Consider the following 20,099-nt stretch of genomic DNA (forward strand, 5'->3'; position numbering starts at 1 on the left):
CGCGCGGTTCACCTTCCGGTCCGGCTCGGTCGTTTGCGGAGATTCGCGGCGCGGGCACGGCGGCGCTGTCCGCGTGCGGAGACATCCTCGGTCACCCCGCCGGGCCCCGCGGGCGCCTCGTCGGATTGCGGTTCGCCGAGCAGGGTGACGAATTCGGCAATGGTCGGCTTCTCGAAAAGACCGGCCGGGGCCAGCTCGACACCGAACTCCTTGGCCACCCTGCCGATCAGCACAAGCCCGATCAGCGAGGTGCCGCCGAGGTCGAAGAACGGATCGTGCACACCGACCCGTTCCAGGCCGAGGCATTCGCACCAGGCCGCGGCGACCCGCTCCTCGACCGGAGTGCGCGGGGCGAGGAACGCGGTGCGCAGCTCCGGGCGCGGGTAGCGCTGTCCGGACGGCACTCCGGTCTCGGCACCACCGAGCAGCGCGTCCACCGAGCCCATCCGGCCCAATGCGCCGAGTACCTCGGTCAGCGGCAAGGGCAACACGGTCACCTGCGGCTCGGCCGAGGCGAGGATCCGGGTCAACAGCTCGGTGCCTTCCTCGGCCCCGATGCCGAACTCCTCCCGGAACCGGCGCGCACCGTCCTGCAGCTCGGCCGATCCGGAGAGCCCGGAGCTGGTCCAGGCATCCAGCTGCCACGGTCCCCAGGCCACCGAGACCACCCGTTCGGCCGCCTTGCCGAGCGCGTTCTCCACCGCGGCGAACCCGTCGAGGAAGGCGTTGGCCGCGGAGTAGTCGGTCTCGCCGACGCCGACGGTGAGCGTGACCGTCGAGGAATACAGCACCAGCACCTCGACCGGTTCCGCGCGCAGTGCCTCGGCAAGGGCCAGGGTGCCGTCGATTTTCGGGGCCAGCACCGCGGCCGCCTGCTCGCGGGTCTTGTTCTGCAACAGGCCGCCTCCGGCGATACCGGCCGCGTGCACCACTCCGTCCAGTGCGCCGAAGTGACCGCGCACCTCGGCCAGCAACGCGGCCGCCTCGCCGGGAACGCTCACATCGGCCCGCACCGTCAGCACCTCGGCACCAAGCGCGCGCAGGTCCCGGATCGCGAGCAACACCGAGCTGGTCCGGTCGTCCACTCCGTGCGCGCCGATCCAGTCGTCCCAGCTTTCCTCCGGCGGCAGTGCACTGCGACCGGCGAGTGCGAGGTTCACCCCGAGCGGGGCGAGCCGCCGCGCGAGGGCCAGCCCGAGCACCCCGAGCCCACCGGTGATCAGGTAGGTGCCACCGGGTTTCCACGCCTGCTCCGCGGCGGCCTCGGGCAGCTCCACGACATCGAAATCCCGCAGCCAGCGACGGCCACCACGCCAGGCGGCCACCGCGACCCCGTCCACCGTGTCCGATGCGGATACCGGAGAGGCGGCGAGCAGATCGAGTTCGCTCAGCGCCTGGTCCGCCGGGTTCCCGGTTCCCGTCCCGGTTTCGGCGAAATCGGCGTACTGCGCGCGGACCAGGGGGTACTCCGCGGCGATCGCGTCACCGGCAGCGGCCAGCGTCGGACTGAGCGGATCGGTGGCGTCCGCCCCGAGCACGTCGAAACCACAGCGGCCAAGGGTCAGCAGCTCCACGCGGCGCGCGGAACACTCGGCACCGATCGCCTGGCCGAGCCACATCAGGCTGTAGAAACCGGATTCCCGGTCGCTCGCGGTCAGCCCGTGCGCGTGCACCACCCGCAGCGGACCGTCCCCGCCCGTGGCAGCCAGCACCCGGCGGTAACCGTCCACATCGGACGGTTCGCCACCGGCCAGGGTGACCCGATGCCCCGCTTCCCTGGCACGCCTGGTGAACTCCTCGGCGAACGGGCCCGGCTCGGCGAACAGCACCAGTTCCCCCGGTTCGGCGGGGATCCGGCGCGTGTTGTCCCTGCGCCAGGTCGGAACATGAGTGACCAGTCCGTCGCGCTCCGGTGCCGGTTCCGCAGCGGTCTCGTTCCCGGTTCCGGTCATCTGGGACATCGACCAGCTGCTGCCTCGCGATTCGACCTCGGGCCAGTAACGCGTGCGCTGGAAACGATAGGACGGCAGGCGGACGAACTGGCGACCCGGTCCGGCCCCGGCACTCCAGTCGATCCGCACACCCAGTTCCCACAGCCTGCCGAGCGCGGTGAGCCAGCACCGCCGGTCGTCCCCCGGCGCAGGATCGGCGAGCAAGGACACCACCGGAGTCCGCGGCGCGCACTGTGCGGCCGTTTCGGCGCCGATCGCGTCGAGCCCGGCCTCGACGAGGATCTCGGCATAGTCGGTGGCGGCCCGCAGCCCGTCGATGAACCGGTCGGCAGAACCGGCCCAGTGTTCCGGATCCGTGGCCTCCGCCGCGGTGAGCTGCTTGCCGGTGCGCGCGGAGATCACCGGGATCGCGGGCGCCCCTGCGGCCGGAATCGTCGCGCTAAGCGCAAGTTCGAGCCCCTCGGCGAGACCGAACAGCCCACCGGCGACGGCCGCGACGCACTCCCCGGTGCCGCGGCCGAGCAGCACCGCGGGCTCCAGGCCCCAGGCGGTCAGCAACCGCCAGTAGGCGTATTCGACGGCGAAAACCACAGCGCGCTCGTCGGCCTCGGCCGTCCCGGCCAGGGCGGCGAGCAGATCGACCGCACCGTCCGGATCCGCCCGGCGGGCCAGCACGACGGCGCATTCCTCGATGGCAGCGCGGAAGGCGGGCTCGGTGCCGTAGAGCTCGTCGGTGACCTGTGTCCATGGCCGCACGGTTCCGGGCAGCACCAGGCCGAAGCGCCGGCGGTCGGCGCTCGCCGTTTCGTCGGTGTCCGCACCGCCCTGCAGATCACGCAGTGCCGTGACGGCCTCGGCGGCATCGCGCACCACCACCGCCTTGCGCCGGGGCAGCGCGCTGCGCCCCGCCTGGGTGGTGAAAGCGACGTCGGCGAGTTCGAGGTTCCGCTCCGTCTCCAGGTGTTCGGCCAGCGCCTCGGCATTGGCGCGCAGCCCGGCCTCGCAGTGACCGGATACGGTGAGCAGTTGCCAGTCCGGACCCGGCCGCGGCGCCACGGCGGGCGTGGCCGCGTCGAGTACGAAGTGGACATTCGTCCCGGACCAGCCGAAGGAACTGACCCCCGCTCGCCGCAGGCCCTCGGCATTGACCGGGAACGGCAGCACACCGGGCACCGGCCGCACCGTGCCCTCCGGTGTGACGACCGAATTCGGCTCGGTCAGATTCAGGTTTCCGGGCAGCGTCGAGTGTTCCAGCGCGAGCACCGTCTTGATCAGGCCCGCCATGCCCGCGGCAGCGAGGGTGTGCCCGACGTTCGTCTTCACCGCGCCGACATACAGCGGATCCGGCGCGGTGCGCTCGGCGAAGATCTCCTTGAGCGCGGTGAACTCGATGGCATCTCCCAGCTGGGTACCGGAGCCGTGCGCCTCGACATAACCGATCTCGTCGGGCAGCGCCCCCGCATCGGCGAGGGCCGCGCGGATGACGGCGTGCTGCGCGGCACGGTTCGGGGCGGTGAGGCCGTTGCTGCGGCCGTCCTGGTTGGTCGCGGTGCCCCGGATGACCGCCCGCGCCCGCCCGGCCGGGCCGACCTCTCCGGCACGGCGTAGCACCACGACCCCACCGCCCTCACCGATCACGTAGCCATCGGCCGATTCGTCGAAGGTCTTCGTACGCCCGTCGGCGGCGAGCATGCTCATCTTGCAGGACTGGATGAAGACGTCCGGGTTGATCATCGCCGAGGTGGCTCCGACGATGGCGATATCGCACTCGCCGCGGCGCAGGCTCTGCACCGCGAGATGCGCCGCGCTCAGCGCCGAGGAGCAGGCCGTGTCCACGGTCAGGCAGGGCCCGCGCAGATCGAGCAGGTGCGCGATCCGGCCCGCCGCGGCGGACAGTGAGCTCCCGAGCCCGAAGTACGGATCGTCGGCCGCCCCGACACCGTCGGCCTCCAGCTGACGCATGCTGTACTGCATGGTGTCGATCAGGCCTGCGAACACGCCGGTACGGCTGCCACGCAGCTCCTCGGCGGTGAGCCCGGCGTCCTCGATCCCTTCCCAGACCAGTTCCATCAGCAGCCGGAAGGACGGATCGAGGCGGCGCGCCTCCTGCGGCGAGAGGCCGAAGAACGAGGCGTCCCAGCCGTCGAGTCCGGAGACGAACGCTCCCTGCTGGGTGTATGCCTTGCCCGCGGCGGTGCGATCCGGGTCGTAATAGTCGGCGGCGCGCCAGCGTTCCGGCGGGACCTCGCGCACCAGATCCCGGCCCTCCACGAGGTTCGTCCAGAATTGCTCGGGTGTATCGCTGCCGCCGGCGAACCGGCAGGAGAGCCCGGCGACGGCGATGTCGAGGCCCGCGGAGCCGGGTTCGGTCACGGTCGCGCCGGTCCCGGCAGAGGCCGCGGGCCCCAGTTCGGTCAGCAGCTGCGCGGCGAGCGCGGCGGGGGTGGCGTGGTCGAACACCATCGTCGGCGGCAGTGCGAGGCCCGTCTCGGTGTTGATCCGGCCGCGCAGTTCGATCGCGGTCAGCGAGTCGATGCCGAGTTTGGTGAACTGCTGCCCGGCCGGGACACCTTCGGTGTGCCCCAGCACGGCTGCGGTGTGCGTGCGGACCAATTCGGTGAGGACGCGTTCCCGCTCCGCCTCCGGCATCCCGACGAGCCGGGCGCGCCACGCTTCGGCGGTCTCGGTTCCCTCCTGCGCGCGAGCGGCCTCGGCCTCGGCGATCGCGCGGACCTCGGGCAGTTCGGCGAGCAACGGGCTCGGTCGCAGCGCGGCGAACGGCGGCGCGAACTTGTCCCAGTTCAGTTCGGCGACGGTGAGCGCCAGCGCGTTCCGGTCGAGTGCGTTGCCGAGAGCCGCGAGCCCGGTCTCCGGTGCCATCGCGGGTACCCCGAGGCCGCTCAACAGCTCGTCCAGTTCGGCACCCACACCCATGCCGACCTCACCCCAGCGTCCCCAGGCGATCGAGGTCGCGGGCAGGCCCGTGGCCCGGCGCCGTTGCGCGACCGCCTCCAGGTAGGCGTTCGCCGCCCCGTAGGCGCTCTGCACGGCATTGCCGATGGATGCGGCGATCGAGGAGAACAGCACGAACGCGTCGAGTTCGAGGTCTGCGGTCAGTTCGTCGAGATTGCGCGTACCGGCAACCTTGGGGCGCAGTACATCCGCGTAGCGCCCGCGGTCCATGGACTCGACAAGGCCGAGATCGAGCACACCGGCAAGGTGGAACACCGCGCGCAGGTCCGCCCGGACGGGCCGCAGCACCGCGTCGAGGGCCTCCCGGTCGGCGACATCGCAGGCGAGCACGCTCACCCGCTCGCCGAGTTCCGTGATCAGTTCCGCCGCGCCCGGTGCCGCACTCCCCTGCCGGGACACGAGGACGACCCGTTCGGCGCCGTGCTCCACCAGCCAGCGGGCCAGGATTCCGCCCAGGCCGCCGGTTCCACCGGTCACGAGCACCGTGCCACGCGGTCGCCAGGATCGTACCCGCTCGGTGTGCTCGGCATGCGTGAGACGGCGGCCGAAGGCTCCGGTGGCGCGGATCGCGACCTGGTCCTCAGCGCGCGGACCGGTGAGCACCCCGCGCAGCAGTGCGACGGCGGATTCGCTCACCTGCTCGGGAACATCGACCAGACCGCCCCACCCCTGCGGGTTCTCCAGCGCGGCGGCACGGCCGAATCCCCACAGCTGAGCCTGTTCCGGCGCCTCCGGCGCCTCGTCTTCGGCCGCGCACACCGCCCCCCTCGTCACCGTCCACAGTGGACCCTGGGGTTCGCGCGCGGACAGCTCTCTGACCAGTTCCATGCTCGCCTCGGCGCCGAACGAGAGCCCCTCGGTCTCGGTCTGGTCGAGTGCCAGCAGCGAGACGATGCCGTCGTAGGGTTCGCCATCCGGGAGTTCGTCCAGGGACACCTCATCGGGGCGATCGAGCACCAAGCGGCGCACCTCCGCGCCGGAGAGCGCCTGGAGCGTCGCCGCCGTCCAGGGATGTTCCTCGGAAGCACTGGAGCTGACCAGCAGCCAGCGGCCACTGGCGGTGGTGCTCGCGGGCGTGCACGGCTGCCAGCGGATCTCATAGCCGAGCGCGTCCGCCTCGGCCGCCGCCGAACGGGCGCGCCGATAGCGGGTCAGCGCGGGCAGCACCGTGCCGAGCGGGGCCTCGCTGTCGGAGAGCTTGAGCTCGGCGGCGAACTCGCCCACATCGCCTGCTTCGACGACCGACCAGAACCGACTGTCCTCGGTTCCGCCGACCACACGATCCGCACCGGGGTCCTCGAGCCAGAACCGCTTGCGCTGAAAGGAATAGCCCGGCAGCGCGACGGTGCGGGCGCCGCTGCCCGCCAGGTACTCGGCCCAGTCCACGGCGGCCCCGTTGCTGTGCAATCTGCCGAGCGCGGTGAGCAGGGTCTGCGCCTCGTCCCGGTCCTTGCGCTGGCTCGCCGCGAACACCGCGTCATCGGGGCGGACCGACTGGCCCATCGGGGTCAGCGCGGCATCGGGCCCCAGTTCGAGAAACACCCTCGCATCGTGCGCATGCAGTGTCTCGACGGCGTCGGCGAACCGGACGGTGCCGCGGACGTGCTCGGCCCAGTAGCCGGGGTCGGTGAGCCGCTCGGCGAAAGCACCGGTCAGTGTGGAGACGATCGGAATCGAGGGCTCGTGGTAGGTCAATGTCCTTGCCACCGCGGTGAATTCGGCGAGCATCGGTTCCATCAGCGCCGAGTGGAACGCGTGCGAGACCGTCAGCCGGGTCGAGCGGCGGTCCGGGAACCGCGCGGCCACCGCGAGGGTCGCCTCCTCCGCGCCGGAGAGCACGACCGCGCGCGGGCCGTTGACCGCCGCCAGCGCCACCTCCCCGGACAGTTGCTCCCGGACTTCCTCCTCGCTCGCTTCCAGGGCGATCATCGCGCCACCCGGCGGCAGCGCCTGCATCAGCCTGCCGCGGGCGAGCACCAGCTTCGCCGCGTCCTCCAGGGAGAACACCCCGGCCACATGCGCGGCGGCCAGTTCCCCGACCGAGTGCCCCGCCAGGAAATCCGGGCGCACCCCCCACGCCGCGAGCAGTCGGTAGAGCGCCACCTCGAAGGCGAACAGCGCGGGCTGGGCGAATTCGGTGCGCTCGAGCAGACCGGGATCCGTGCCGAAGGCCACCTCCCGGACCCCGGGCAGGTGCGCGCATGCCTTGTCGAAGGTCTCGGCGAACACCGGGAAGCACTCGTAGAGCCGCTGGCCCATCCCGAGCCGCTGCGCCCCCTGTCCGGTGAACAGCGCCGCGAGCCGCCCGCCGGTGTCGCTGCCGGTCACGGTGCCCGCATCCCCATCGGCGAGCGCGCGCAGTCCCGCGGCCAGCTCCTGCCGGTCCGCCCCGGTGACCACCGCCCGATGCTCGAGCACCGTCCTCGTGGCCACGAGCGAATGCGCCACATCGACCGGTTCGGCCCCCGATTCGTCCACTGTGGACAGCAGCGCGGCGGCCTGAGCCCGGAGCGCGCCCGCCGAGGCACCGGACAGCGGGTACGGGATCACCGGGGGCGTGCGGACCATCCGCTCGGCCGCGGCCTCCTCGACTGCCTGTTCGAGGACGACGTGCGCGTTGGTGCCGCTGATACCGAACGCCGAGACCCCGGCGCGGCGCGGCCGCTCGGTTTCGGGCCACGGCCGGGATTCGGTGAGCAGTTCCACCGCGCCACTCGTCCAGTCGACGTGCGGGGACGGTTCCCCGGCGTGCAGCGTCGCGGGCAGCACACCGTGCCGCATCGCCTCGACGGCCTTGACGATTCCCGCGATACCGGCCGCCGCCTGCGCGTGACCGATGTTGGATTTCACCGAACCCAGCCACAGCGGCGCGGTCGAGTTCGTGGCGGTCCGCTCACGTCCGTAGGTGGCCAGCAGGGCCTGGGCCTCGATCGGGTCACCGAGCGCGGTCCCCGTCCCGTGCGCCTCGACCATGTCCACGCCTGCCGCATCCACACCGGCATCGGCCAGCGCCGCCCGGATGACGCGTTGCTGCGCGGGTCCGTTCGGTGCGGTGAGCCCACTGGACGGTCCGTCCGAGTTGACCGCGCTCCCCCGGATCACGGCCAGCACCGGATGACCGTTGCGCCGGGCATCGGAAAGCCGTTCCAGCATCAGCATTCCGGCGCCCTCGGCCCAGTTGGTGCCATCGGCGGCCGCCGCGAACGGCTTGCATCGCCCGTCCGGTGCCAATCCGCGCTGACGGGAGAACTCGACGAACGCGCCGGGCGTCGCCATCACCGTCACCCCGCCCGCCAGCGCCAGCGTGCATTCCCCGCTGCGCAGCGAACGGGCCGCCAGGTGCAGCGCGACCAGCGAAGAGGAACACGCCGTGTCCACCGAAACCGAAGGCCCCTCCAGCCCGAGCACATAGGAAACCCGGCCGGACACCACCGAGCCGGACGTGCCGATGCCGAGATAGCCCTCGTGCTCCTCGGGAAGCGCGGTCAGCCTCGAGGCGTAATCCGTGAAGCCCACCCCGGCGAACACGCCGGTGGCGCTGCCCTTCAGCGAGTCCGGGGCGATCCCGGCCAGTTCCACGGCCTCCCAGGCGGTCTCCAGCAACAGCCGCTGCTGCGGGTCCGTCGCCTCCGCCTCCCGCGGCGAGATGCCGAACAGTTCGTTGTCGAACTCGGCGGCGTCGTGCAGGAAACCGCCCTCGCGGACATAGCTGGTGCCAGACTTCGACGCGTCCCGGTCGTGGATGGCCTCGACGTCCCAGCCGCGGTCGGTGGGCCACGGCGAGATCGCGTCGACGCCGTCGGCGACCACATCCCAGAGCTGCCCCGCGCTGCGGACGCCACCGGGGAACCGGCAACTCATCGCGGTGATCGCGATGGGCTCACGCTCCCTTTCCCGCACATCCGCGAGTTCGCGGCGAGTTTCGCGCAGGTCGGCCGCCATCCGCTTGAGGTAGTCGACGTACTGCTCTTCCGAAGGCATGGGTCATGGCTCCCGGGGACTGGTGGTTGGGGTCAGCGCGAACCGAACTCGTCGTCGATCAGGGCGAGGAGATCCTCCGGCGAAGCGGCTTCCAGATCGGCAGTGGATTCCGGGACACGATCCGGTTCCCTGGCCGACCAGGCGGTCAGCAGCCGCCGCAGCCGCACATCGATGTCCGGGTCGGCGGGATCGGCTTCGTCGAGAAGGGCTTCGAGCCGGGTGATCTGCTCGGTCACCGCGACTGCCGGGCCGGTCTCCGCGAGCAGTTCGGCTCGCAGATATTTGGCCAGCGTGTCCGGTGCCGGGTAGTCGAACACCACCGTGGTCGGCAGTTGCAGCCCGGTTTCGGCGGCCAGCGCGGAGCGGAACTCGACCGCAGTGAGTGAATCGAATCCCAAGTCCAGAAAGCCCCTTGCCGGGGCGATCGCGGCCGGTCCGGCATGCCCGAGCACGGTCGCGGCGTGCCCGCGGACCAGGTCCAGCAGGGTGCGCTCCTGCTCCGGGCCGGACTGCCCGGCGAGCCTGCGCCGCAGTTCTCCGGCCTCGGCCGCAGCCGCGCGGCGGCGCACCACGGGGACCAAGCCCCGCAGCACCGGTGGAAGCAGACCCGCTCCGGCGGCCGCGGCCAGCGCGGTCCGGTCGAGCCGCACCGGTACCGTCGCGGCCGGTTCGGTGGCCAGCGCACGGTCGAACAGCGCCAGACCGTCCGTTGTGGACAGTGCCGGGAAACCGGTGCGATTGAGCCGCTGTGCGGCCGTTGCGTCGAGTGCGCCGCCCATGCCCTCGGCCCAGCGGCCCCAAGCAAGCGAGCGCGCGGGCAGGCCGAGCGCCCGCCGATAGGTGGCCAGGCCATCGAGGAACGCGTTCGCCGCCGCGTAGTTGCCCTGCCCGGCATTGCCGAGCACCCCGGCGGCCGAGGAGAACAGTACGAACGCGGCGAGCTCGCGTTCCTTGGTCAGTTCGTGCAGTTGCCAGGCCGCGACCGCCTTCGGTTCGAAGACATCGGCGAGGCGCTGCGGAGTCTGGGCCTCGACCAGCCCGTCGTCGACAACACCCGCCGCGTGCACGACCGCGCGCAGTTCCGGGATTCCCGCCAGCAGCCCGGAAAGTGCAGCGCGGTCGGCGACATCGCACGCCTCGATCCGCGCGGTCGCGCCGAGCTCGTTCAGTTCGGCGAGGAGCTCGGCGGCCCCGGGGGCCTCCGGTCCACGGCGGCTCGCCAGCACCAGATCGGTCACCCCGTACGTTCGGACCAGGTGCCGGACCACGTGGGCGCCGAGGCCGCCCGTGCCACCGGTGACGAGTACCGTGCCGTCGCCGAGTCCGGGGGCATTCGAGGCGGGCTCCCGCACCGGTTCCAGCCGCGGTGTGTACGCCACACCGTCCCGCAGCAACAACTGCGGCTCGCCGGTGGCCAGCGCCCGGCCCAGCAGCGCGGTATCACCGTCCCCGTCCACGAGAACGAACCGGTCCGGATGCTCGGACTGCGCGGAACGCACCAGGCCCCAGACCGCGGCGGCGACCGGATCGGCGCCGTCGTACTCGGACAAGGCCACGGCACCCGTGGTCAGCACGACCAGACGGCTCTCGGCGTACCGCGGTTCGGCCAGCCACTCCTGGACGGCGGAGAGCACCCGCGCGGTCGTCGCCCGCGCCGCACCGAGGAGATCACCGTCCGATTCGGGCAGTTCGAGCACGACCGCGGGCGGAACCTCGGTCCCTGGCTGCTCCCAGCGCGCCCACGCCATTTCGGTGCCGCCGAGCGCGGCCTGGTTCCAGGCCAGCCGGTGCAGGTTCTGCTCCTCGCCCCCGGGAACGGCCGGGCGCTCACCGAAGGCGATCTCGGCGGAGAGAACCGGGGCGCCCGAGACATCGAAGACGGTCAGCTCGCCGTCCTCGGTCAGCCGGGCCCGGACGGTGGTCGCTCCGGCGGCGTACAGGGTGACGTTGCGCCAGGCGACCGGCCAGCCGTACGTGCCGAGCAGCGGTTCGAGCAGACCGGGCGGCAGGCCGTAGAGCTGCGCGGTGTCGTCCGCGGCATCCGGGGCGAGCAACTCGGTGAGCGGGCCTTCCGGTGCCACCGGGGCCGGGACGGGTGCGCTCACCAGGTATCCGGTGGCGTGCCGCTGCCAGTCGCGGCCGGCCCGGGAGTGAATGGACACCGCGCGCCTGCCGTCCTGCTCCGGTCCGACCGCGACCTGGACCTCGCGGTCCCCGGCCAATGGCGCCTCGACACGCAGTTCGGCCAGGGTGCCCGAACCTGCCTCGTCACCCGCCCGGATCGCCAGCTCCACCAGCAGGGTGTCCGCCAGTTCTCCCGGCAGCACAGCGCCGGGCAGCATCCCGCTGCACAGCACCGAACCGTCACCGGCCGAGGTGACCGCGGTGGCCAGCACCGGGTGTCGCAGTTCGCCGGACGCGGCCGCCCGCGCGGGTTCGCGCAGCCAGAACCGTTCGTGCTGGAACGCGTAGGTGGGGAGCTCCACGGTGTTCGGTCGGGCCGGCGCGAAGTAGCCGGACCAGTCGACCTCGACACCGCGCACGTGCAGGCGGGCCAGCGCGGTGACGGCCGCGGTGGCTTCGTCGTGACCGGCGCGCAGGACCGGGATCGCCGTCGCGCTGTCGGCGGCCAGCGCGGACAGGACCGCGTCCGGGCCGATCTCCAGGAAGGTGGTCACGCCTTCGGCGCACAGCGTTTCGACGGCATCGGCGAACCGCACCGGTTCCCGCACATGGCGCACCCAGTGATCCGGATCGCCGAGCTGGGTGCCGAGATTCCCGGTCCGGGTCGACACGATCGGGATCGACGGTTCGGCGTAGTTCAGATTCCCGGCGATCTCGGCGAATTCGCCCAGCATCGGATCCATCAGCGCCGAGTGGAAGGCGTGCGAGACCTCCAGGCGTTTCACCTTGCGCCCCCGCGCTTCCAGTGCCGCCGCGGCTCCGCCCACCGCCGTTTCGGTTCCGGAGAGCACCACCGACCGCGGACCGTTGACAGCGGCCAGACCGGCGCCGTCGGAGAGGAATTCGGCGACCTCGGCTTCACTCGCCTCGACGGCGACCATCACGCCCCCCTCGGGCAGGGCCTCCATCAGCCGTCCCCGCGCCTCGATCAGGGTGACCGCGTGCTCCAGGGACAGCACCCCGGCGACGTGCGCCGCGGCGATCTCGCCTATCGAGTGCCCGGCGAGGAACGCGGGCCGTACTCCCCAGGACTCGAAGAGCCGGTAGAGCGCGACCTCGAGAGCGAAGATCGCGGGCTGAGCGGAACCGGTCCGGCCGAGTGTTGCGGCATCGTCCACATCCCGCACGGCGGGCAGCAGTGCGGCGATCTCGTCGTAGGCCGCCGCGAACGCGGGAAACGCCGCGTACAGCTCGCGGCCCATCCCGGCCCGCTGGGACCCCTGACCGGTGAACAGGAAAGCCGTCCGGCCCGGGGCAGTCGCACCGGTGATCAGGTTCGCGGCCGCGCCGTCGATCACGGCCGTTCCCTCGGACAGGGCGTCCAGTCCGGCGGCCGCATCCCCCACGATCACGGCACGGTGTTCGTGCTGGGTCCGCGTAGTGGCCAGGGAGAACCCGACATCCGCCGCGGCACCGAGTTCGTCCACAGTGGACGCGAGCCGTGCGGCCTGCGCGGCCAGTGCCTCCGGGGTGCGGCCCGCCACCGGATAGGCGGCGACCGGCAGCGGCTCCGAGGGCCGTGGTTCGGGTTGTTCGGGTGCCTGTTCCAGGATCACGTGTGCGTTGGTGCCACTGATCCCGAACGAGGAGACACCGGCCCGGCGCGGGCGATCGGTCTCCGGCCACGCGCGCTTGTCGGCCAGCAGGGCGACATTGCCGGACTCCCAGTCCACGTGCGGGGAGGGCTCGTCCAGGTGCAACGTCTTCGGCAGCATGCCGTGCCCGATGGCCTCGACCATCTTGATGATCCCCGCGACACCGGCGGCCGCCTGCGTGTGCCCGATATTCGACTTGATCGAGCCCAGATACAGCGGTTCCGCGCGTCCCTGGCCGTAGGTGGACAGCAGCGCCTGCGCCTCGATCGGATCACCGAGAGCCGTACCGGTGCCGTGCGCCTCGACAGCGTCCACTGTGGACGCTTCCACCCCGGCATTGCCCAGTGCCGCACGGATCACCCGCTGCTGCGAGGGACCGTTCGGCGCGGTAAGCCCGTTCGAGGCACCGTCTTGATTGACCGCGGACCCCTTGACGACCGCCAATACGCGGTGCCCCTTGCGCCGTGCCTCGGAAAGCCGCTCCAGGACCAGGAATCCGACGCCCTCGGCCCAGTTCGTTCCGTCGGCGGCACCCGCGAACGGTTTGCACCGCCCGTCCGCGGCCAAGCCGCGCTGCCTGGAGAATTCGATGAACATGTCCGGAGAGGCCATCACGTTGACCCCGCCGGCCAGTGCCAGTGTGCACTCGCCCGCGCGCAGTGCCTGCGCCGCCAGGTGCACCGCGACCAGCGAGGAGGAACACGCCGTGTCCACCGACACCGCCGGGCCCTCCAGGCCGAGCGCGTAGGCGACCCGGCCGGAGATGACGCTGCTGAACGAGGCCGTGCCGAGGAAACCCTGCACCTGCTCGGGAATTGCGCTCAGCCGGGAAACGTAATCGTTGGACAGCGCCCCGGCGAACACCCCGGTTGTGCTGCCACGTAAGGACGCCGGATCGATCCCGGCCCGTTCCACCGCCTCCCACACGGTCTCCAGCACCTGGCGCTGCTGCGGGTCCATGGCAAGAGCCTCGCGCGGCGAGATCCCGAAGAACTCCGGATCGAAATCGCCCGCATCGTAAAGGAATGCGCCTTCGGAGGCGTACGTCGTACCGCGGTGATCGGGATCCGGGTGGAACAGCGAGTCCAGCGGCCAGTCCCGGTCGGCGGGGAACTCACCGACACCGTCGCCGCCCTCGGCGACCAGCTGCCACAACTGTGCCGGTGAGCTGACACCGCCCGGATAGCGGCAACCCATGCCGACGATCGCGATCGGATCGGCCGTCGTGCCGGTTCCCGTCACTTCGGGAACCGTGGCGACCGGAACCGCTTCCGCGGAGCCGAGGAGTTCGGTGCGCAGATAACTGCTCAGCGCCGCGGGTGTCGGGTGATCGAAGACGAGCGTCGCGGGCAGCCGCAGCCCGCTCGCGGCATTGATCCGGTTGCGCAGTTCCACCGCGGTGAGCGAGTCGAAACCGATCTCGTTGAACGCCCGGCTCGCGGCGATCCCGCTCGCCTCACCGTGCCCGAGCACCAGCGCGACCTCGCGGCGCACCAGGTCGAGCAGCAGTTCCTCCTGCTCGGCCCCAGGCAGCCCGGCGAGGCTGCGGCGCAGTTCGCCCGCCTGCTCGGCGGTGGCCGTCCTGGCCTTGGCCCGTGCGGAACCGCCGACGAGAGCGCGGATCAGCGGGGAGATCGGCGCCTCGCTGGCCCGCACCGTCGCGCGGTCGAGCTTCAGGCCGAGCAGCACGGCGTGGTCGAGGCCGACCGCGCGGTCGAACATCGCCAGGCCCTCGGCACCGTCGATCGGCGGGAAACCGCTGCGCCGCATGCGTTCCTCGCCCTCATCGCCGAGCTCGCCGCGCATCCCGCCGGACCACAGGCCCCAGGCGATCGACTGCGCGGGCAGTCCTTCGGCCCGGCGGCGGACCGCGAGACCGTCGAGGAACGCGTTGGCAGCCGCGTAGTTGCCCTGCCCGGGATTGCCGAGCATCCCGGCGGCCGAGGAGAAGTTCACGAACCAGCGCAGCGGAAGGCCCGCGGTCAGCTCATGCAGCTGCCAGGCGGCGTCGGCCTTCGGGGACAGCACCCGGTCCAGCCGCTCCGGGCTCAGCATCTCGATCGGGCCGTCGTCGAGCACACCGGCGGCGTGCACCACACCGGTGAGCGGGTGCCCGGCCGGGATCCCGGCGAGCAGCGCGGCCACGGCCTCCCGGTCGGAGCTGTCGCAGGCGGCGATCCGGACGGAGGCGCCCAGACCGGTCAGCTCCCCGGCCAGTTCCGCCGCGCCGGGAGCGTCCGGTCCGCGACGGCTGGTCAGGATCAGGTTGCCGACGCCGTGTCCGGTGATCAGGTGCCGGGCCAGCATCGCACCGAGCCCGCCGGTGCCCCCGGTGATCAACACGGTCTCGTGTGGCTGCGGTCCGCGCGGGATGGTGAGCACCAGCTTGCCGACGTGCTTCGCCTGGCTGAGCAAGCGAAACGCCTCGGGCGCGCGCCGCACGTCCCAGACCCGGCGCGGCAGCGGAGCGAACGTGCCCGCCCCGAACAGTTCCAGGACCTCGGCCCACATCCGGGAGAACTGGTCCGGCCCCGCCTCGATGAGGTCGTAGGGCCGGTAGTGCACGCCCGGGTGTTCGGCGGCGACTTCCTCCGGATCGCGCAGACCGGCCTTGCCCATCTCGAGGAACCGGCCGCCGCTGGGCAGCAGCCGCAGGGACGCGTCCACGAACTCCCCGGTGAGCGCGTCGAGCACGACGTCGACGCCGCGGCCCTCGCTGGTGGCCAGGAACTGCTGCTCGAAATCCAGGGTGCGGGAGTTGGCGATGTGTGTCTCGTCGAGCCCGGCTTCGCGCAGCAGGTACTGTTTGGCCGGGCTGGCGGTGCTGTACACCTCGGCGCCGAGATGCCGGGCGATCTGGATCGCCGCCATCCCTACCCCACCGGCTCCGGCGTGGATCAGCACGCTCTCCCCGGCACGCAGCCCGGCGAGCTCCTTGAGCCCGAAGTACGCGGTGAGGAAGACCAGCGGCACGGATGCGGCCGCTTCGAACGTCCAGCCGTCCGGGATGCGCGCGCACATCGAACGCTGCGCGGTGGTGACCGTGCCGATACCACCGAGGGCGACACCCATCACCGGATCACCGGGAGCGAGGTCGTCCACGTCGGCTCCGACCTCGATGACGGTCCCCGCCACCTCGTTGCCGAGCGGTCCGGGTTCACCGTCGAACATGCCGAGCACGTTCAGCGCGTCCCGGAAGTTCAGGCCCGCCGCCGAGACCGCGATGCGGATGTCGCGTGGTGCCAGGGGATCCAGCGCCTGCGGGCACGGCTCGATGCGCAGGTCCTCCAGCGTCCCTCGCGCGGCCATGCCGAGCCGCCAGGCTTCCTCCGCTGGCGGGGACAGGACATCGGGTCCGGGCACCGGGCCGAGACGCGGCACGGAGAACTCCGCCTCGCACACCGCCAGCTGTGGTTCACCGGTCGCCAGCGCCGCGGCGATCTCCGCACCGGAGAGATCTCCGGTGTCGCTGTCCACGAGGACGAACCGCCCCGGGGACTCGCTCTGCGCGGACCGGACCAGGCCCCAGACCGCGGCCGCGGCCGGATCGACCCGCTCACCGGTGGCGCCCGTGGTGAGGATGATCAGCCGCGCCTCGGCGAAGCGTTCCTGGCTCGACCACCGCTGCAGGACGCCGAGGACTTCCCGGGTGGCCAGCCGCGCACTGCCCGCGGCGTCCACCGGATCGGTCAGCACGGGCAGCACGACGACCGGTGGGACCGGGCCGTCGCCGAGGCGGCCGTGAAAGGACCACTCCACGGCTTCGGGCTCCGCGGGTACCGGGAGCGGGGCCCAGTCGAGCCGCCACAGCGCGTCCATCCCGGGCGCCGCGGGCACGGTAAGCGGACCCGCGGTGAGCTCACGCAAGGTCAGCGAGCCCACGGTGACCACCGGCGCACCGGTGCCGTCGGCCGCGCGCAGCGTCACGGCGCCGGATTCCTCGCGACCGATCCGCAACCGCAGCCGATCGGCGCCACCGGCGTGCAGGGTGACGTGCTGCCAGAGGAACGGCAGCTGCGCACCTCCGCCCTCGCCGGTGAGCAGGCCGATCGCGTGCAGTCCGGCATCCAGCAGCGCGGGATGCAGACCGAACCGTCCGGCATCGGAGGTCACCGAGGCATCGGGCAGTGCCGCCTCGGCGAAGACCTCGGTTCCCGCGCGCCAGGCCCGGGTCAGGCCACGGAAACTCGGCCCGTACTCCATACCCGCGGCGGCGAACGCCGGATAGACCTCGGTGAGATCGATCGGCTCGGCATCGCGCGGGGGCCATGCCGTCAGCTCGAACCCGGCACCGGGAGCGACCGGTGCGAGGGTTCCGGTGCCGTGCAGCGTCCAGGCGTCCTGTCCGGATCGGGAGTAGACCGCGGCCGCGCGGCGGCCGGTTTCGTCCGGCCCGGCCACCGCGACCTGCACGTCGACCGCCCCGGCAAGCAGCATCGGCTCCCGTAGCGTCAGCTCCTCCAGGTGCGCGCAGCCGGCCTCATCACCCGCGCGCAGCACCAGTTCGACCAGCGCGGTGCCCGGGACGATCACCGAGCCGCCGACAGCGTGATCGGCCAGCCAAGGGTGAGTGGACGGGGAGATCCGGCCGGTGAGCACCACCCCGGAGTCCTCGGCCAGCGCCACGGATGCGCCGAGCAACGGATGAGCGGCGTCGGCGAGGCCGAGCCCACTCGGATCACCGGCTCCCCCGGTACCGCGCAGCCAGTAGGTGTCCCGCTGGAACGGGTAAGTCGGCAGGTCCACGGTCCGGGCGCCGGTGCCCGCGTAGAACCTCGTCCAGTCCACCGTGGCGCCGCGCACGTACAGCTCGGCGAGTACGGACAGCGCGGTCCCGGTCTCCGGCCGGTCACGGCGCAGCACCGGCACCGTCAGCGCGCCCTCGGCGGGCAACGTCCTGGCCGCCATCCCGGCAAGCACCGAGTCCGGCCCGATCTCGATGAACCGGGTAACGCCCTCCTCGCGCAGAAACCGGACACCGTCGGCGAACCGGACCGGTCGCCGCACGTGCCGCGGCCAGTAACCGGGAACAGTCACCTCGTCCGGGCCGGCGAGTCGTCCGGTCACATTGGACACCACCGGGATCGTGGGCTCGTGGTAGCTCACCTGCTCGGCGATCGTGCCGAATTCGGTCAGCATGCCGTCCATCCGCGCGGAGTGCGAGGCATGCGAGATGTTGAGCCGTTTGGTCTTCCTGCCGCGCTCGGCGAACGTCGCCGCGAGCGCCTCGGCCGCCGCCTCCTCGCCGGAGACCACGACCGAATCGGGCGCGTTGAGGGTGCCGATCGCGAGGCCCTCGGGCAGTTCCGCGCTGACCTCTTCCTCGCTCGCCTGGATACCGATCATGGCGCCACCGGGTGGCTGCGCCTCCATCAGGCGACCGCGGGCCGCCACCATCCGCGCCGCGTCGGCGAGGTCCCAGACCCCGGCGACGTGCGCGGCCGCGAGCTCACCGGCGGAGTGCCCCACGACGTAGTCGGTCCGCGCTCCCCAGCTCTCCAGCAGCCGGAACAACGCCACCTGGAGAGCGAACAGCGCGGGCTGGGCATACCCCATCCGGTCCAGTGGTGCCTGTTCGGTACCGAACACCAGTTCGGCGAGCGGCCGGTCGAGGTGTTCGTCGAGTGCGGCACACGCTTCGTCGAATGCCGCCCGGTACACCGGAAAGGCGTCGTAGAGCTCCCGCCCCATCCCGCAGCGCTGGGATCCCATACCGGAAAACAGGAACGCGGTCCGCCCGTGCGACGGATCGCCGGTGACCACCCCCGGAGCGGGTGCGCCGTCCGCGAGCGCGGTCAGTCCGGCAGCGAGGTCCTGGCGCGTGCTGCCGATCACCGCTGCGCGTGATTCGAGCGCGGTGCGAGTGCTCGCCAGCGACCAGCCGAGGTCGAGCGGGTCGGTTTCGTCCACTGTGGACAGCAGTTCGCGCGCGGTCGCCTGCAGTGCCGCCGGGCCACGGGCGGAGAGCACCCATGGCTGGGCGGCAGGCGGAGTCCGCGCACCGGTCTGCTCCTCGGCGGCGGGCGCCTGTTCCAGGATGATGTGCGCGTTGGTCCCGCTCAGGCCGAACGCCGAGACCCCGGCCCGGCGCGGCCGCTCGCCCGAGGGCCAGGCGCGGCGCTCGGTGATCAGCTCCACCGCTCCCGCAGACCAGTCCACATGCGGCGTCGGTTCGTCGATGTGCAGCGTCTCGGGCAGCACGCCGTGGCGCATCGCCTCGATCATCTTGATGATTCCGGCCGCGCCCGCCGCGGCCTGAGTGTGCCCGATGTTCGACTTGATCGAGCCGAGCCACAGCGGCTCCTCCCGGTCCTGGCCGTAGGTGGCCAGCAGGGCCTGCGCCTCGATCGGGTCACCGAGCGCGGTACCGGTGCCGTGTGCCTCGACCGCGTCGATTTCGGCCGCATCGAGTTTCGCGCTGGCCAGCGCCGCCCGGATCACCCGTTGCTGGGAAGGACCATTCGGTGCGGTCAGTCCGTTGGATGCACCGTCGGAGTTCACCGCCGAGCCACGGATCACCGCGAGGATGCGGTGCCCGTTGCTCCGGGCGTCGGAAAGCTTCTCCAGCAGCAGCATGCCCGCGCCCTCGGACCAGCCGGTGCCATCGGATGCCTTCGCGAACGCCTTGCAGCGACCGTCCGCGGCCATCCCGCGCTGGCGGGAGAACTCCACGAAGGTCTCCGGGGTGGCCATCACCGTGACACCACCGGCGAGCGCGAGCGAGCACTCCCCCGAGCGCAGCGCGTGCGCGGCCAGGTGCACCGCGACGAGGGACGAGGAACAGGCCGTGTCGATCGTGACGGCCGGGCCCTCGAGACCGAGCGTGTAGGCGATCCGGCCGGAGAGCACACTGCTGGAGGCACCGGTACCGAGAAACCCTTCGACCTCCTCGGCGGCCCCGTCGAAGCCGGACACGTACTCGCTGCGCATCGCCCCGGCGAACACCCCGGTGTCGCTGCCCTTGAGCCGCGCGGTGTCCAGGCCCGCCCGTTCGAAGGTCTCCCAGGTGACCTCCAGCAGCAACCGTTGCTGCGGGTCCATGGCCAGTGCCTCCCGCGGCGAGATACCGAAGAAGCCCGCGTCGAACTCGGCCGCGTCGTGCAGGAACCCGCCCTGATCGCAGTAGGTCGTGCCGCGGTGTTCCGGATCCGGGTGGTACAGCGCCTCGATGTCCCAGCCGCGGTCGGCCGGGAAGGCCGAGATGCCGTCGCCGCCACCGGAAACCAAGTCCCACAAGCCTTCCGGCGAGGTCACCCCGCCCGGGTAGCGGCAGGCCATACCGACAACGGCCAGCGGCTCGGAACCGCTCTGCTCGGCCTCCTGGAGCCGGCGCCGCGTCTCGCGCAGTTCGGCGGCCAGTCGCTTGAAATAGTCGAGCGTGCGCTCGTCGGTGGTCATAGCGGTGGTCCTCCTA

The 20,099-nt window shown here is 71.9% G+C and carries 2 protein-coding genes; both read right to left on the bottom strand.

The window, feature by feature from the left end; translation table 11 throughout:
* Positions 1-8: 8 nt before the first annotated feature.
* Entirely contained in the window at positions 9-8,906 is an 8,898-nt protein-coding gene (locus tag A37U_RS0128660; protein ID WP_020500120.1) for a type I polyketide synthase, read from the bottom strand.
* Between the two features lie 32 nt (positions 8,907-8,938).
* Positions 8,939-20,083, bottom strand: a complete 11,145-nt coding sequence (locus A37U_RS0128665) for a type I polyketide synthase (RefSeq protein WP_020500121.1) — start codon at positions 20,081-20,083, stop codon at positions 8,939-8,941.
* Between the last annotated feature and the right edge of the window lie 16 nt (positions 20,084-20,099).

Source organism: Sciscionella marina DSM 45152 (genome assembly GCF_000379465.1).
In the GTDB taxonomy this organism is placed as follows: Bacteria; Actinomycetota; Actinomycetes; order Mycobacteriales; family Pseudonocardiaceae; genus Sciscionella; species Sciscionella marina.

Bases quoted from the DNA above. Each gene is read 5' to 3' on its own strand.
- A37U_RS0128660 (WP_020500120.1), bottom strand. From the start codon at position 8,906: ATGCCTTCGGAAGAGCAGTACGTCGACTACCTCAAGCGGATGGCGGCC.
- A37U_RS0128665 (WP_020500121.1), bottom strand. From the start codon at position 20,083: ATGACCACCGACGAGCGCACGCTCGACTATTTCAAGCGACTGGCCGCC.